Raw genomic sequence first — 13,781 nt, forward strand, 5'->3', positions numbered from 1 at the left:
GCGGGATCCAGCGGTGGTGGTGGTGGACGAAGCCGGTCGCTGGGCTATTAGCCTGTGCGGGGGACATGTGGGGGGGGCCGATGCCCTGGCGCGGCAGGTGGCCGCTACCTTGGGAGCCCAGCCGGTTCTCACCTCTGCTTCCGAGGGGCTGGGGATCCCGCCTTTGGATTTGCTGGGGGATCCCTATGGCTGGCGGCGGGGCGCTGGAGATTGGAACGGGGTGGCAGCCGCCTTGACGCGGGGAGAGCCGGTGGCCGTTCACCAGACCTGCGGCACGCGGCTTTGGCGACAAGCTTGGCCGGCAGATCATCCCCTAGTGGCCTCCTCTCCTCCCCATCCCGTTGCCCAGATCTGGATTGGGGAATACCTCTCCCCTCCCACGGGGATCCCAACCGTGCACTGGCATCCGCGGGTGCTCTGGGTGGGGGTGGGCTGCGAGCGGGGCACTACCCGCGTTTGGCTAGAGGGATCCCTGCGCCGCCTGCTGCAGGCCCAGGGGCTGGCGTTCGAGGCCATTGCCGGCTTGGCCACCCTAGAGCTCAAGCAAAACGAGCCAGGTCTTCTGGAGCTGGCCCAAGCCTATGGCTGGCCTATTGAGTTTTTCTCGGCAGAGGCTTTGGCCGGGATCCCGGTGCCCCACCCTTCGGAGGCGGTGCGGCAGGCGGTGGGCACCCCCTCCGTAGCCGAGGCGGCTGCTCTTTTGGCGGCTCAGATCTGGGGAAGAGGTGACCGAGCTTTTGAGAGGCCCTCTTGCGTTGCGGAGAAGGTAGAGCCCTTTGGGGGAGCAACCCTCCTCTGCCCCAAGCAGGTCTTCACCTCGAAAACCGAAGGGGCCTGTACCCTGGCCATTGCCCGCGCTGCCCGGGAATATTCCCCTCGCAGTGGCCATCTGTGGCTTATTGGCACCGGCCCCGGCGATCCCGCTCAATTGACCTTGGCCGCCCGCCTGGCTTTAGCCCAAGCTGAGGTGGTGATTGGCTACCAGCTTTATCTGGATCTGGTGGATCCCCTTTTGCACCCCGGCCAAATCCGGGAGGCCTCTCCCATTACCCAAGAGCTGCAGCGAGCCGAACGGGCGATTGCTTGGGCGCAGCAGGGGCTGAAGGTGGCGGTGATTTCTTCGGGGGATGCGGGCATTTACGGCATGGCGGGGCTAGTGTTGGAGTGCTTGGTCCGCTCTGGCTGGGATGGGATCCGCCCTTCTCTGGAGGTGCTGCCGGGGATCTCTGCCTTCCAGGCGGCTGCTGCCCGGCTGGGGGCTCCGCTGATGCACGACTTCTGCGCCATTTCTCTCTCGGATCTGCTTACCCCCTGGCCAGTGATTGCAAAACGCCTGCAGGCGGCTGCAGCTGCCGATTTTGTGGTGGCCCTTTACAACCCCCGCTCCCGGCAGCGGGTGGATCCCTTCCTCAAGGCTCTGCAGATCTTTTTGCAGGCCCGGCCCGCCCATACCCCTGTGGCTTTGGCCCGCAACCTCTACCGCCCCGGCGAAACCCTCCACCTCACCACCCTGGGGGAGCTGGATCCAGAGCAGGTGGACATGCTCACCCTGGTTCTTATCGGCAACTCTCAGACCTTTCGCCATGGAGACCGGCTGATTACCCCGCGGGGCTACCGCTTGGGCGAGCCCACCTGACTCCTGGGCTCCAGACTCAAAACACCCTCAGATGCCGGGGATCCAACTGTAGCCACCAGGGGGATCCCCAAGTCTCCACCTCGCGCCAGCGCTCCCGCCACACCTCAGCTTGCAGGTGATAGTCCTGGCGGTGGGCAGGAGGACCGCCCAGCCTAAAGAAGAGAGTCAGTCGGTGGGGGGTCTCGCTCCACTTCACCAGCCAAGCCGGAAACGTGTTGGGCAGCTTCCCGTCGGGCCTGAAGGTGAGGTGGTGGGCGCGGATGGCGATGTATTCTCCCGCTGGGGATCCCTGTACCTGCAGCTCACAGCCCCAATCCAAGGCCAGCACCCGTTGAGGGCCCAGGAGCTTGGCCCGAGAGATGTTTTTGCAGCCCGTCAGTTGCGCCACACTAAGGCAGGGGGGAGCCTCAAATAGCTGACGCTTGTCCCCCTGGGCAATGATTCGCCCCTGCTCCATTACAGCCAGATCCCCGCAGAGGCGGAAGGCTTCCTCAATGTTGTGGGTTACCAAAAGCGTGACTCCCTTGTAGCCCGCTAGGATTTCCCCCATCTCCTGCTCCAGTTGGCTGCGCAGGTGGGCATCCAAAGCAGAAAAAGGCTCATCCAGCAGCAAGATCTCCGGCTCAGAAGCCAAGGCTCGCGCCAGGGCCACCCGCTGCTGCTGTCCTCCGGAGAGCTCCGTGGGATAGCGGTTTTCCCAGCCCTTCAGCTTGACCAACCGCAGCTGGGCCTGGATCCGCTCTTGTTTTTCCGCTTCGCTCAAGCCCGCAGGGATCCCAAAAGCGATGTTCTGGGCGACGGTGAGATGGGGAAACAGAGCGTAGTTCTGGAAGATCACCCCTACCCGTCGCTGAGCGGGGGGCAGCCGGATCCCCTGTTCGGCGTCAAACAACGCCCGCTCGTTGAGCAAAATGCGCCCACCATCCGGGGTTTCGATCCCGGCAATGCAGCGCAAAAGCAGGCTTTTGCCGGATCCAGAGGCCCCCAGCAGTCCTAATGGCCGCCCGTCGCAGCTCAGTTGCGCCTGCAGCTCAAATTGGGGCAGCTTCTTGTAGATGTCTACCCAGAGGCGAGGGGCCGGAGTTGAGAAATCCGGATCCCTTCTGGTGAGAACCTGTAGAGGACGAGAGGGAGGTCGCTGCCAGGGCCGTCGCTGAAACCAAAGGTTAACTGCCGTCATCACCCCCAAGGACAACATCAAGACCAAGGCCGAGCTGATGGCCGCCCCCCGCATGTCCCCCGCCTGAACGGCAAAGAAGATGGCCATGGACAGGGTTTGCGTGCGGCCCGGGATGTTGCCTGCCAGCATCAAGGTGGCGCCGAACTCCCCCAGAGCGCGGGCAAAACTGAGGGTAATCCCCGCCAGGATCCCTGGTAAGGCCAAAGGGATCAGCACCCGCGTAAAAATCTTGGCCCTACTTGCTCCCAGGGTGCGGGCTGCCGCCACCAGCGTCGGGTCGATCTGCTGGAAAGCTCCCAGGGCCGTGCGGTACATCAGGGGCAGGGCCACCACCGCTGCCGTGATCACCCCGGCATACCAGGTGAAGATGACCGATAGGTTCAGCGAGGCCAAAAGTTGTCCCAGAAGGGTTCGCCGACCAAATAGCAGCAGCAACAGGAAGCCCACCATGGTGGGCGGCAACACCAGCGGCGCCAACAAGAGGGCCTCGAGGAGAGAGCGCCAGCGACCTCGGTAGTGCAACATCCCGTAAGCCGCCAGCGTCCCCACCCCAAAGGTGATGCCCGTGGCCAAGCCGGCAATCCGTAGGGAGATCCAAAGCGGGGATAGGTCGTAGTCGCTCATTTGGAGTAACTCATCCGCGCCATTGCAGAGGGATCCCTCACAGGCGGATAAAGCCGTACTTCACAAACACCTCTGCCGCTTCCCCTGAGGTCAAAAACTCCAAGTAAGACCGTCCGGCGGGAGTATCGCGCACCAATGCCACCGGGTAGATAATTGGCGTAATGGGATCCGCCGTAGCCACCACCCGCACCCGATCCGAAAGCTGAGCATCCGAGGTAAACAGGATCCCAGCGTCAGCATTGCCCTGTTCTACCGCCGTTAAGATTTCCCGCACCGTGCTGGCAAACACCATCTTGGGCCGCAGCGTCTCAAACACCCCTGCTTGGGTGAGAATTTCCTGGGCATAGCGTCCGGCGGGCATGGCCTGCAGATCCCCAATGGACAGAACCCGGATCTCTTCCGCCACCAAGTCGGCAAAATCCTGAACCTTGGTTCTGGCATTGGCAGGCACAATTAAAGCCATGCGATTGCTGAGAAGATCTCGCCGGGATCCCTCCACCAGCAGGTTTTGCTGGGCAAGGGCGTCCATAAAAGAGGCGGCTGCGAAAAATACCACGTCCAAAGGAGCCCCCTGCTCCACCTGTTGCTGGAGAGAGCCGGAATTGGCGAAGTTGTACTCAACCTTGATGTCGGGATAGCGGGCGGTGAACAACCGGTCGATTTCCGTTAAAGCCGGTTGCAAGCTCACCGCAGCCCCCACCAAAATGGGCTGAGATTGTGCCAAGCCGGGAGCCGACCCCCACCTCAAAGCCAGGGCGGCCAGGATCCCTAGGAATAACATTGCAGTTCTTCGTTTCATAGCCATTTTTCTTTGACCCGTGACAACTCTCAGAACAGGAAAATCCGCCAATGGTTCGGTGCTTTTGACTGTCGGAATTGGGTTGTAATTTGTATCTGTAGATACACACCTAGACTATCGGCAGCCATTCCTCCCCAGAGGCAACGATAAGCATCTGATAGTATTGAAACCAATGTTGAATGGCCATCTGCCGAGATCCCTTCTTGTTCAGTTTGGTCAACACCCCTGTTGCTTTAAGTGTTCAACAAAGGAGAAGTCATGCAAATCAGCACTCGCAACTTTTTTAAAGGAACTGTAAAAAGCTTCCAGGTGGGCATGGTCAATGCCGAAATTGTTCTGGAAGTTGCACCAGGCATAGAAATAACAGCCATTATTTCTAAGCACTCTGCCGAACGGTTGGGTATAGCAGTTGGAAAAGAAGCGTATGCTGCCATTAAAGCCTCAGATGTGGTCATCGCCGTGGATTAGTGGTGGATTAGCAAATTGAGTGACTGGCCTAGACTTGCTGTTGCCTGGGATCCAAATACAGGGCTTTGATAAGGCGCTGGCGATCGTTTAGGCTGATCTGAAGCCGCCCATTCTCTACATCCCGCACCCAGCTCTGGCTGCGCCCCAGCCTCTGGGCCAATTCCCGCTGGCTGATTCCCTTTTGCCGGCGTGCCGCCGAGATATCCGCTCCACGCAAAGCTTTGCTTGAGGGGAAGTCTTTTGGGTTTTCGGGAGGGCCAGGGAGATCCGAGTCTGTTGCAACAGGCGCAGACTTTGCCCTACGCCGCTGCCGGGATCCCGATTCTCGGGTCGGGGATCTGGCTTCTTGAACTACTCGACGATGCCAGTCGGAGGGCAGATGAAATCGTTGAATGCGAGCCTGCATCAAGAGTCCCCACTTGCCCCGCGGCCCGGCAGCCGTCAGCAAGCCACCGTTGTTGGCATCTTCAATCCAAAAGTTCAATGCCTCGTCCGCATCCTCGGGCACAGCTTCCAGGCGAGCCCACAGGGGTTGAATGGAAGAAGGATAGGTGAGGGGATCGAACTCCGGCTTGAGGCCGTAGTGGTTGAGAACCTCCAGATCGCTTTCAAAGGTGCGCACCAGCCGCTTGCGTTCCTGAAGATTGAGATAAGCTTCCTGCAGTCGCTCTTCCCCGTAGGCCACTCGCATCAGGGTGGGCACCGTCAGACGCTGTTGCCGCCCCATCCTCACTTTGAACAACAGCCACAGCAGCAAGCGCATGGCTCCTTCATGATGCTGCCAATGGCTCATCACGGCCTGCAACAGGGATAGGGGCAGGCTGCTGTACTGATAAAAGGCTTGCCCCTGGCGGCACCCTTGTCGATTGAGAAAGTACCGTGTCCATTCGCCGGGCTGAATCGCCCAAGTCAGGCCCACCAGATGGTTGCAGCCCTGCTCATCTTTTTGAAAGTGGCGATGCATCTTGAGCAGCCTCCACAGAGGGCCAGCCGGTACCGAAAACCCCTTCACCCGCCCCTGATCCGGCCAATCGATGGAGACTTGAATCCGACAGAGCTGCTCTATCCAGGTCATGAACAGGTGGAGACGGGTCATCTTGCTCAGATCTTTACGTTTATCCCAGCCCAAATAGGACTCCAATTGTGAGTCGGTGAAAACAAAGGATTCCTTCCAGGGGCTATCCAACCCGGCGGCATAGGCAGCAAAAATAAGATGCAAACAGGCAGTTCGCACATCGATCGGAGCACTTTGTAGGATCCCGTCCAAACATAGAGTTAGGGTCAGAGATCCCTGGTTGTGGCCAACAGATTTCTGATAGCAAACCTGGTTATCTCCCTGCTTTTGCAGATTGAGAGATTGAAATTGAGATAGGAAATTGCAGGCTTCCCAAACCACAATCGATGAAGCAAAAGCCTGGCTATGGCCGTTCAAAAATAGAGGTGGACTGCTGCGAATGCGGGCCGTGACCGTGCGGTTGCGCCCCTTCATGGCTTCATAAGGCTGCGGGGCAGAACCGGGACACAGGCTAACGCACTGAGGTTCTGGGAAGAAACCTTCGCAGTCATTGCACAACAGAGGATTAATCCAGTATTCCCCATCCTGAACAACAATAGCTTTCGTAGGACAGCTATCTACACAAGCGTTGCAACCGATACAATCCCCTGAGATTTGATAAGCCATAGCCCTCAAACTCCATAACGTTTCCCTGTAGCTCTCCCTCGTTCACACCTGCTATCGCATCTGCAAAACCCTAAACCCGGCCATGGAGACCTTCCTCGCAAAGCCGTGGCAGCCCGGCGAGAGACCTTAGTTTAAGGTCTGTTTCCTAAGCTCAATTCGTGAACTGGATTGAACGATACCTCAAAAGATCCCCGGCAGGCCAGGGAGATTTGGTCTAGGGTGAACCTTCTGGAAAGCTTTGTTTTCTCTTAACTTCTAATGTTTGCAGTGAACTTTTGAGATGGCTTTGCAGGCTACTCCTCCCCCCTTGAGAGCCTTTTAGGGATCCGAACTGCAGCAAGTGTCAGGCAAAACGCTCAATAACCAAGCCGACACAAGGTCGTCCGCCCACCCAATACGCCGATTCATCGGCCAGGTTGTGGCTTGGCTCCAGATGCCAACCCAAGGGATTGGGTTCTAGCTCCAGCGCCCGCACGATTTCCTCTGGGCTGAGCCCTGTGCAGAGTTGGATGTGTTGCAACTTGGGGAAAGGCTTTTCCACAAGGCTAAGCTCTTCAGCAGCTTTAAGGATGGAGCCCAGGTGCAACAAACAGGTGTTCATGGCTTTGCTCCCAAATCAAGATAGGTTATGAAGAGATGAGCTTCCCTTACTTTGAGTGTCCCTCATTACAGGTTAAAAATTGGGTAAATAGACTACATTTTAGAAGGCTCTTGGCAAATTTAAGATTGTTTTCTTATTCGGTTCTTGGGTAGACATCAAGGCGCAACGGGGATCCATGTAAACCCAGATGGGTTTAGCTAAATGAGCAGGAAGGGAAAGTTGGCCACTGGGTAGGAGTAGGATCCACTCAGGGTGACGTTGGATAACCTGGAGATAGGTACCTGGAGTGAGACCCATTTGCTGCAATTGGGCGCAAGCAGCTTCGGATCCGCGCAGTTGGTAGATGCGACCTTCTTCTCCAACCTTCATGAGTTGGAGAGGAGATATGGTTATTGAGATCTTAGGGACGGTGGGCGGTGCCAACATATAGGGATCCCTAATTCTAGAAAACTAGAAAAAAATAGAAAAAAGGCTGCTTAAGCCTAGCGGCAAGCAGCTGGAGAGCGGCGGTCTATCAAACCAAGTAAGCTTCCTGGTGAGTGCGAATCGTACAATTGGAGCGAGGTTTAGCCACGCAGAGCAGCACAAATCCCTTGGCTATTTGTTCCTCATCCAGAAAGGTTTGCTCCGATTGATCGACTTCTCCCTCTACCACTTTGGCCACGCAAGAGGAACAACTACCGGAGCGGCAGGAAGAGGGCAAATCCACATCTTGATCCTCAGCCGCTTCTAGGATGGTCGAATCTTCATCTACTGAGATATAGGTGTCGAGCCGTCGTTTTGGGTTAACCAAGTGAACTGTGTAGGTAGCCATGATGAGATCTCCAGAGAGTTGACGAGGGGTAAACAAGGGAGCTTAGGCAGGGATCCCAGGGCTGCATTCGCCCCGCTCTCCCGAAGAGCTGCAGCCGGCACAGCCGCCAACGGGATCCGGACAACCATAGTCTTGAAAGACTCGGAAGAGCTTCTCCTGCTGCGGGGTAGAAGTGAGAAAGGTTTGATACGCTTTTTCCAGCGCTTGCCGGGCTTGCTCCAGCCATTCTTCTTCGCTGCCCTGGAAGTGCTCCAGAGGAGCCAGATACTGAGCGAATTTGCGTAGGATATGCAAGCGATTTACATTGACCACCCGCGGATCGTAGGGGAGCTCGAAAAAAGCGAAATAATCCTCGGCATTGACTAGGGCTTGGAAGTCTTTCCAACGGCGGTTGCGGTTCCAACTCATCGGCAGGTCTCCAGGGTTTTCAAGCGTTGTCTGAGGGTGTGCAGCCGGGCAAACAGGGCATAGGTGCGGGCTGCCAAGTCGGGGAGTCGCTCGAACCCGTCGGGTAGCCCCTCGGCCAGATCGTGCAGATCCATTTTCAGTTGGCCTGCTTTGCTGTTTAGTCGTTTGATCTCGGTGCGGAGCTGGTCGGCAGAGAGGTGTTCGAAGGGCTCGAAATCCAGGCCGTTCACAACATTCTCAACGTCACTCTCATTCAACATGGGCAAGGCACTCCTGATGGCTAAAGAAATTGCTGCACAGACAAAAGGGGAGGCAGGCGGCTACAGCCGGCCCACCTCGGGGTAGGTTCGGGCCAGTTGGATCCCTTTGTCGATAAGGGCAGTGGCTTTTTCGCTGAGCTGTTCGAGGGAGTCAAAGCCAAAGCGATGGGCATCCCGCAGGGTGTTGACCACCAACAACAACCGCCCTGAGAAGACCAGCACCCAACCAAAGCCTTCGCTGTTGAGATCCAGCACCACCTGAGCTAGGAGGCCCGTTTCCTTTTCAATCAGGGCGGCAATGGCGCGGTAGTAGATGAGAATGCGGCTCCGCACTGCCGGATCCACCTCCCCTTCCAGGGATATTTGGCGCTTCTGGGCTTTGGTGACGACAAAGGGCTTGAGCAGCAACTCATCCCTCCAGGTGCGGTAGGTGCCGTAGGGATCCGCCGCCCGCATCTGGCGAACGATCTCCTGCAGGATGGGGCTGGTCGAGGGGGAAAGAGGGGTAACCGTCATGGCTAAACCTCCGCAGGGGAAGTAGAGGGATTTGGGGCTTCGGCTTTGCTGACGCGCTCGGCCAAGAGCACTTTGCGCAGCCAGGGGGGAGGATTGTGCAGGGTGGTTACCAGGCGCTGCAACAAGCTCTCGATGGATTCTTCTTCCGACTGCACTTTGATGGGGGTGATGCGGCGGTTGATCAGGCGGGCGGCGGCACTGCTGCCAATGGCAGCCACGTAGATGAGGGTGACATCGGCCAAAGCCTGCAGCTTGGGCACCAGCTTGTCCTCGTTGCCATCTGCCTCCAAGTTGCCCCCAAAGGTGAGGGTCTTACAAAATCGGTAGCCTTCGGGGGTGACTTCGTAGAGGTCGATCTGGTTGGCCCAGCCAAAGTGGGCATTGACGTGCTTGCCGTCGCGGGTTGTAAAGGCCACTTGCATAGGCGTTCTCCTTAGAAACGTGAACTTGAGGGTTTGGGGGAGCTAGGGGCACTTGGGCTGCCCTTCGAAGCTCTGGATCCCTTAGAATCCATGCCCAGAAACCTGGGGTGGGCTGGGGTGACGGGCTTCCTCCTGCTCCATCAGCAGGTTGCCGACAGCAAACAGTTGGGATAGGGTGCCGCGATAGCCCACCTGACAGATGTGGTTGGCCCCCAGCCGGTCGAAGATAGGGATCCCCATTCGATGCACTGGGATCCCCAGCCGCTTGCCCAGGCGCGCCACGTGGGAGTTGCCCACCAGCAGGTCAGCCCCGGGTGCTAGCTCCTCCAGATCCCCCAGATCCCCCACCCGCACCGCCTCAATGGGAAGGGTGCTCAAGTGGGGATCCGGTGTGGGACTGATGGCCGCCTGGATCTGACAGCCCATGTCCAGCAGCCAGTCCACCCACCCCCAGAGCAGATCGGCTTCTAGGGCCAAGGCAATCCGCTGGTTGCCGAAGAAAAAGTGGCAATCCAGGAGGGCATCCTGGACTTGGCTGCGCTGGCGGCGGTAGCGCAGGGGCACCGGCTGTTGGCTGTAGTCGGCCAAGGTTGCCAAAAAGGGATCCACAGCCTTGAGACCGGTCAGGTGGGGAAAAGCCCGATAGGGGGTGCCGAAACGCTGGGCCAGGATCTGAGCGGCAGGGCGCATGCTCTCCCCAATGGCCAAGGTGAGGCCGGATCGCCCCAGCTGCCGCAGTTGCTCGAGGCTGGTGCCGCCGTCCGGGGTTGCCCTAAAGCCAGTGCCCAAGTGGCCATCTAGGGAGCCTGAGAGATCCGGCACCAAGATTGGCTCCAGGCCAAAAGCTTCCACCATTTCCTTGATCTCCTGGGCATCGGCGGGGGTGAGGGCAGGCCCGCACAGCACCGTTACCTGAGCAGGGTGGACGTATCCCGACGGCGGCTCTGGCAAGGTGCTGACCAAGCTGTGGACAGCGATGGCATAGCCGTCCTGCAGGGATCCCTTAAAGTCAGGCGTGGAGGCCAAGACGATGGGCAGATCCTGCAATTGCGGCTGGCGTCGGCGCAGCTCCCGCAGGATGCGCGGCATATCGTCCCCGCGGGTTTCCGTGAGGCCGGTGGTCAGAAGACCAATCAGCTCCGGCTGGGCCTTCTCCACCAAGGTGAGGATGGCAGCTTCGACATTCTCCTCCCCCCCCAAGATGGTGTCCACTTCGGACATGGCAGTGGTGGACATGGGAATGGCCTCGCGGAAATGGCGTACCAGCAGCGCTTTGGCAAAGGCCGTACAGCCTTGGGAACCGTGGAAGAGCGGCAGACAGCCCTTGATCCCCAGAAAGGCCAGGGCCGCTCCCAGCGGAGCGCTGAGTTTGAGGGGGTTGACGCTGAGAGGCTTGCGTTCTTGGATGAGCTGGGCCATCATCCCACCTCCTCTTCGGCTGGAGTCTCCCAGGGGGCAGGCCGTCGCAACTGCTCCCAAATGGGACTGTGGAGGGCGGCATCGATCTCCCGCGCCAAGTTCACCAGGCCACGATAGCCGGCATAAGCGTGGTGCCGCTCCTGGTTGATGTCCAGAAAGGGGATGCGGGCCTTGAGGGCGGTGTACTGGTTGCGTCCGCCGGCGATGAGCAAGTCCGCTTTCGTGCGCTCCACCACCTTGAGCAGCTCTTGAGGGCTGCCCTTGTCCAAGAGAATGCCATCCTGGCCGAGCAGCTCGCGGATGCGGGCTTTGTCTTCTTCGGTGCTTTTGCGGGTGCTGGTGGCCGTTACCTGCATCCCCAGATCTCGGGCAGCAGAGATGATCGACCAACTTTTCACGCCGCCGGTATAAAGGACAACTCGTTTGCCCGCCAGCCGCTGCCGGTAGGGGGCCAAAGCCGCCTCAGCGGCGCGAGTTTCTCGCTCGATGAGGGCCTCGGTACGCTCCTGCAGTTGCGGATCCTTCAGCCCTTGGGCAATGGCCCTTAGGCAGTGGCTCATCTCCTGCAGCCCGTAAAAGGAAGCCTCGATGTAGGGGATCCCGTAGCGCTCCTGCATCTTGCGGCCCACATTGAGCAGGGCTTTGGCGCAGATGAGGACGTTCAGCTTGGCCCGGTGGGCGGTACAGATCTCGCGGTAGCGGCCATCGCCGGTGATCTTGGCCAAGATGCGGATCCCCAGCTCGTCAAACAGAGGCAAGACATCCCACAGCTCGCCGGCAATGTTGTACTCGCCGATGAGGTTAATGTCGCGGGGAGTGGTGTACTCCGGGGAGGCGGTGCCGATAACATAGTCCAGCAGCGCTTCTCCGGCCAGACGGTTGCCTAGGTTTTTGCTGCCCACAAAGCCGGGCGCATTCACCGGAATGACCGGGATCCCAAGCTGGCGGCTGGCCCGCTGACACACGGCCTCCACATCGTCGCCAATGAGGGCAGTTACACAAGTGAGATAGACAAAAATGGCGGCAGGCTGGTATTTGGCCTGCAAGTCAAGGATGGCCTGGAACAGCTTTTCCTCCCCCCCGAAGATGATCTCGTTCTCGCTCAGATCGGTGGTGAAGCCCACCCGATAAAGCTGGGGGCCAGAAGAGAGGCTGCCCCGCGTCCCCCAAGAGTTGCCGCTGCAGGCGATTGGCCCATGTACTAGATGGGCGGCATCGGCGATCGGCACCAGGGCAATCGAAGCCCCGTCAAAGGCACAGCCTCCCTGCGCTCCTCCTGGCTTGGCTTGCTCGGCACAGACTTTGTTTTTGCCTTTGCCGTCTTTCTTGTGGTTGTGCTCGCAGGCGGTCTCGTTGAGCAGCTCCGCCACTTTAGTCCGGCTGATCAAGGGCATGATGGGATCTCCTGAGAAGAGGGGGGCTGGGGTTGAGCCGCAGCTTCGGCCAGATAAGCCGCCGCCCGTAGCCGCAGGGCGATGATCTCCTCGTAGAGGGGGTTGATGCGACAGAGGGCCGGAATGTGGACGGTGCGGGATCCCAGTCGGATATCCCGCTCAAAGGGACAGGAAGCCGGGATCAAACGACAAATCCAACGCGCCTGCCGGGATCCCCGAATTTCAATGCTGTTGAGCCAGCGGCGCGGCCACTTCAGGGCGGATCTGAAAATTGAGTTCAAAACCAGGCCGAGCCATCCCAAAGGGTTGCCGACTCTGGGAAAGGGAAGAGAAGGGTAGGGATAAGTCATGGCTTAAACCTCCGAATGGGTAGAATTGGTAACAAGAGGAGGGGGAGCACACCATTCAAAAATCTGCTCCAGTTGCTCCAAGGAAATCAGCCCGTAATGCCAAAGAATCATGGGCAAAGGGCCCTGTTCACACCCATGCCGTTTCAGGGCGAAGGTGAGGGCGGATTCCGGGATCCCAAGCTCAACTTGCAAAAACTGCAGCAGCGGCGCCCGATCGGGGGTAAGCATGGCAGAGTCTCCCAAAACGAGGGGTGGGCGTAGATGGGCAAGCTAGGATGGGGACAAGCCCAAAACCAAGCTGTCGGCAGCCAGAAAGTGGGCCAGGTGAAAGGCCCGTTCTTCCGTCCGCAGCAAAATCTGCTCGTAGAGGTGACGGGTGGCGCGATCCCCAACACTTTCCGCCAGAGCCGCCTGGCGACGCAGCAGATCGATCAGGCTTTGCTCGGCCCGCAAATCCGCTTCCAGCATGGGCCGCACGGCCAATGCATCGTCCCCTTCTGGGCTGAAGCAGCACAGCTCCGCCAGCTTGGCAAAGCTGGAGGCCGGGATCCCACCCAGGCCGTTCAGGCGCTCCCCCACCTCATGGGCGTGGTTCTGAACTTCCTGTAGACTTTCGTTGAAAAATTGATGAATTGAGTAGAACTCTGCTCCTTCGACAACCAGATGGTGCTTCAGATACTGCAAATACAGCCCCTGAAGACTGGCCCAAACTAGGTTGAGGCCCTCGCAGATGGGAACCGTGATCTCCCGTCCCAGATGAACGGGGTTGTCTCGGACTTGTTGGAAGGAGTGAGTCGAGGGGGATGGAGTGCTCATTGGCGCTACCAAAACGAGGTGAACAGGAGAAGCAAGGAGGCAAACGGCGGAGGTTCAGGGGTGGTCATCCCCTCCTGCAGATCTCTCAGGGGGATCCCAGGTCTGGAGAGACCAGCAGCGATCCAACCAACTCAGCCAGCCAGAGCGGTTGAGGGTGAAAAGGCGGAGCACACTGTGGACGAGGAGGGCTTCGGTGGGGGTGCGAATCATCACCCACAGTTGGCCGGTCGGGGTACAGCCACAGGTCAAATCTAGCTCCTGCAGACGGTAGAGAATCCGCCAGCGATCGCAACGGGGCACCTGCAGCACTTCAGCCGTTTTCGGTGGGGGAGAAACAAGGGGGGACATAAGCTCACCGGTTGGGAAGCAGGGGGCGAGTCTCAACAGAGGGGC

General features: G+C 58.8%; 18 protein-coding genes. 2 read left to right on the top strand and 16 right to left on the bottom strand.

All coding sequences use genetic code 11. The features are described from left to right. Positions 1–1,636 (top strand): precorrin-3B C(17)-methyltransferase (cobJ, locus tag NW837_RS07395; protein ID WP_414330290.1); only part of this gene is annotated, 1,636 nt, incomplete at its 5' end. Between the two features lie 16 nt (positions 1,637–1,652). Here the strand turns inward: cobJ and modB are convergent. Next, a complete protein-coding gene (gene modB, locus NW837_RS07400) occupies positions 1,653–3,440 on the bottom strand; it encodes a molybdate ABC transporter permease subunit (protein WP_414330293.1) in 1,788 nt (595 codons plus the stop codon). A 37-nt stretch (positions 3,441–3,477) separates the two neighbouring features. Further along, complete coding sequence (modA, locus tag NW837_RS07405; protein ID WP_414330296.1) at positions 3,478–4,239, bottom strand: molybdate ABC transporter substrate-binding protein; 762 nt, start codon at positions 4,237–4,239, stop codon at positions 3,478–3,480. A 258-nt stretch (positions 4,240–4,497) separates the two neighbouring features. Here modA and NW837_RS07410 point away from each other — a divergent pair, with 258 nt between their 5' ends. Further along, complete coding sequence (locus NW837_RS07410) at positions 4,498–4,707, top strand: TOBE domain-containing protein (protein ID WP_011430671.1); 210 nt, start codon at positions 4,498–4,500, stop codon at positions 4,705–4,707. 28 nt (positions 4,708–4,735) lie between these two features. On the opposite strand, the gene NW837_RS07415 is transcribed toward NW837_RS07410, so the two are convergent. The 14 genes from NW837_RS07415 to NW837_RS07480 form a co-directional block, all read right to left on the bottom strand. Beyond that, a complete protein-coding gene (locus NW837_RS07415) occupies positions 4,736–6,388 on the bottom strand; it encodes a helix-turn-helix domain-containing protein (RefSeq protein ID WP_414330299.1) in 1,653 nt (550 codons plus the stop codon). Positions 6,389–6,731: 343 nt separating this feature from the next. Further along, complete coding sequence (locus NW837_RS07420) at positions 6,732–6,989, bottom strand: hypothetical protein (RefSeq protein WP_011430669.1); 258 nt, start codon at positions 6,987–6,989, stop codon at positions 6,732–6,734. Between the two features lie 99 nt (positions 6,990–7,088). Next, a complete protein-coding gene (locus NW837_RS07425) occupies positions 7,089–7,415 on the bottom strand; it encodes a FeoA domain-containing protein (protein ID WP_099883830.1) in 327 nt (108 codons plus the stop codon). 88 nt (positions 7,416–7,503) lie between these two features. Next, a complete protein-coding gene (locus NW837_RS07430) occupies positions 7,504–7,803 on the bottom strand; it encodes a 2Fe-2S iron-sulfur cluster-binding protein (protein WP_099813376.1) in 300 nt (99 codons plus the stop codon). A gap of 42 nt (positions 7,804–7,845) precedes the next feature. Next, on the bottom strand, positions 7,846–8,211 hold the full coding sequence (gene nifW, locus NW837_RS07435) for a nitrogenase-stabilizing/protective protein NifW (RefSeq protein WP_099883832.1): 366 nt from the start codon (positions 8,209–8,211) through the stop codon (positions 7,846–7,848). Beyond that, on the bottom strand, positions 8,208–8,471 hold the full coding sequence (locus NW837_RS07440; RefSeq protein WP_011432070.1) for a CCE_0567 family metalloprotein: 264 nt from the start codon (positions 8,469–8,471) through the stop codon (positions 8,208–8,210). Before NW837_RS07440 ends, nifW begins: the two co-directional genes overlap by 4 nt. 60 nt (positions 8,472–8,531) lie before the next feature. Next, positions 8,532–8,987 carry a NifX-associated nitrogen fixation protein gene (locus NW837_RS07445; protein ID WP_414330300.1) on the bottom strand — a complete coding sequence of 152 codons (456 nt, stop codon included), beginning with the start codon at positions 8,985–8,987 and terminating at the stop codon, positions 8,532–8,534. Between the two features lie 2 nt (positions 8,988–8,989). After that, entirely contained in the window at positions 8,990–9,409 is a 420-nt protein-coding gene (gene nifX / locus NW837_RS07450; protein WP_414330302.1) for a nitrogen fixation protein NifX, read from the bottom strand. Between the two features lie 81 nt (positions 9,410–9,490). Then, positions 9,491–10,831, bottom strand: coding sequence for a nitrogenase iron-molybdenum cofactor biosynthesis protein NifN (gene nifN, locus NW837_RS07455; protein WP_414330303.1), 1,341 nt, complete (start codon positions 10,829–10,831; stop codon positions 9,491–9,493). Then, a complete protein-coding gene (nifE, locus tag NW837_RS07460) occupies positions 10,828–12,222 on the bottom strand; it encodes a nitrogenase iron-molybdenum cofactor biosynthesis protein NifE (protein WP_414330305.1) in 1,395 nt (464 codons plus the stop codon). Before nifE ends, nifN begins: the two co-directional genes overlap by 4 nt. After that, a complete protein-coding gene (locus NW837_RS07465) occupies positions 12,213–12,572 on the bottom strand; it encodes a Mo-dependent nitrogenase C-terminal domain-containing protein (protein WP_011430660.1) in 360 nt (119 codons plus the stop codon). The genes nifE and NW837_RS07465 overlap by 10 nt, the downstream gene beginning before the upstream one ends. A gap of 3 nt (positions 12,573–12,575) precedes the next feature. Continuing rightward, positions 12,576–12,800 (bottom strand): DUF2949 domain-containing protein, encoded by a 225-nt coding sequence (locus tag NW837_RS07470; RefSeq protein WP_011430659.1) that lies wholly within the window; start codon positions 12,798–12,800, stop codon positions 12,576–12,578. 42 nt (positions 12,801–12,842) lie between these two features. Beyond that, the gene (locus NW837_RS07475) at positions 12,843–13,388 is read right to left on the bottom strand and encodes a ferritin-like domain-containing protein (RefSeq protein ID WP_414330307.1); all 546 of its coding nucleotides are present in this window, start codon (positions 13,386–13,388) and stop codon (positions 12,843–12,845) included. 54 nt (positions 13,389–13,442) lie between these two features. Next, positions 13,443–13,781, bottom strand: a 339-nt coding sequence (locus tag NW837_RS07480) for an Asr1405/Asl0597 family protein (RefSeq protein WP_414330309.1), incomplete at its 5' end; no start/stop codon positions are given.

The organism is Synechococcus sp. R6-10 (assembly GCF_047461815.1).
Taxonomy (GTDB): domain Bacteria; phylum Cyanobacteriota; class Cyanobacteriia; order Thermostichales; family Thermostichaceae; genus Thermostichus.

Bases quoted from the DNA above. Each gene is read 5' to 3' on its own strand.
- modB (WP_414330293.1), bottom strand. From the start codon at position 3,440: ATGAGCGACTACGACCTATCCCCGCTTTGGATCTCCCTACGGATTGCC.
- NW837_RS07420 (WP_011430669.1), bottom strand. From the start codon at position 6,989: ATGAACACCTGTTTGTTGCACCTGGGCTCCATCCTTAAAGCTGCTGAA.
- NW837_RS07415 (WP_414330299.1), bottom strand. From the start codon at position 6,388: ATGGCTTATCAAATCTCAGGGGATTGTATCGGTTGCAACGCTTGTGTA.
- NW837_RS07445 (WP_414330300.1), bottom strand. From the start codon at position 8,987: ATGACGGTTACCCCTCTTTCCCCCTCGACCAGCCCCATCCTGCAGGAG.
- nifE (WP_414330305.1), bottom strand. From the start codon at position 12,222: ATGCCCTTGATCAGCCGGACTAAAGTGGCGGAGCTGCTCAACGAGACC.
- NW837_RS07410 (WP_011430671.1), top strand. From the start codon at position 4,498: ATGCAAATCAGCACTCGCAACTTTTTTAAAGGAACTGTAAAAAGCTTC.
- NW837_RS07430 (WP_099813376.1), bottom strand. From the start codon at position 7,803: ATGGCTACCTACACAGTTCACTTGGTTAACCCAAAACGACGGCTCGAC.
- NW837_RS07440 (WP_011432070.1), bottom strand. From the start codon at position 8,471: ATGTTGAATGAGAGTGACGTTGAGAATGTTGTGAACGGCCTGGATTTC.
- nifX (WP_414330302.1), bottom strand. From the start codon at position 9,409: ATGCAAGTGGCCTTTACAACCCGCGACGGCAAGCACGTCAATGCCCAC.
- NW837_RS07475 (WP_414330307.1), bottom strand. From the start codon at position 13,388: ATGAGCACTCCATCCCCCTCGACTCACTCCTTCCAACAAGTCCGAGAC.
- NW837_RS07470 (WP_011430659.1), bottom strand. From the start codon at position 12,800: ATGCTTACCCCCGATCGGGCGCCGCTGCTGCAGTTTTTGCAAGTTGAG.
- nifW (WP_099883832.1), bottom strand. From the start codon at position 8,211: ATGAGTTGGAACCGCAACCGCCGTTGGAAAGACTTCCAAGCCCTAGTC.
- NW837_RS07425 (WP_099883830.1), bottom strand. From the start codon at position 7,415: ATGTTGGCACCGCCCACCGTCCCTAAGATCTCAATAACCATATCTCCT.
- NW837_RS07465 (WP_011430660.1), bottom strand. From the start codon at position 12,572: ATGACTTATCCCTACCCTTCTCTTCCCTTTCCCAGAGTCGGCAACCCT.
- modA (WP_414330296.1), bottom strand. From the start codon at position 4,239: ATGAAACGAAGAACTGCAATGTTATTCCTAGGGATCCTGGCCGCCCTG.
- nifN (WP_414330303.1), bottom strand. From the start codon at position 10,831: ATGATGGCCCAGCTCATCCAAGAACGCAAGCCTCTCAGCGTCAACCCC.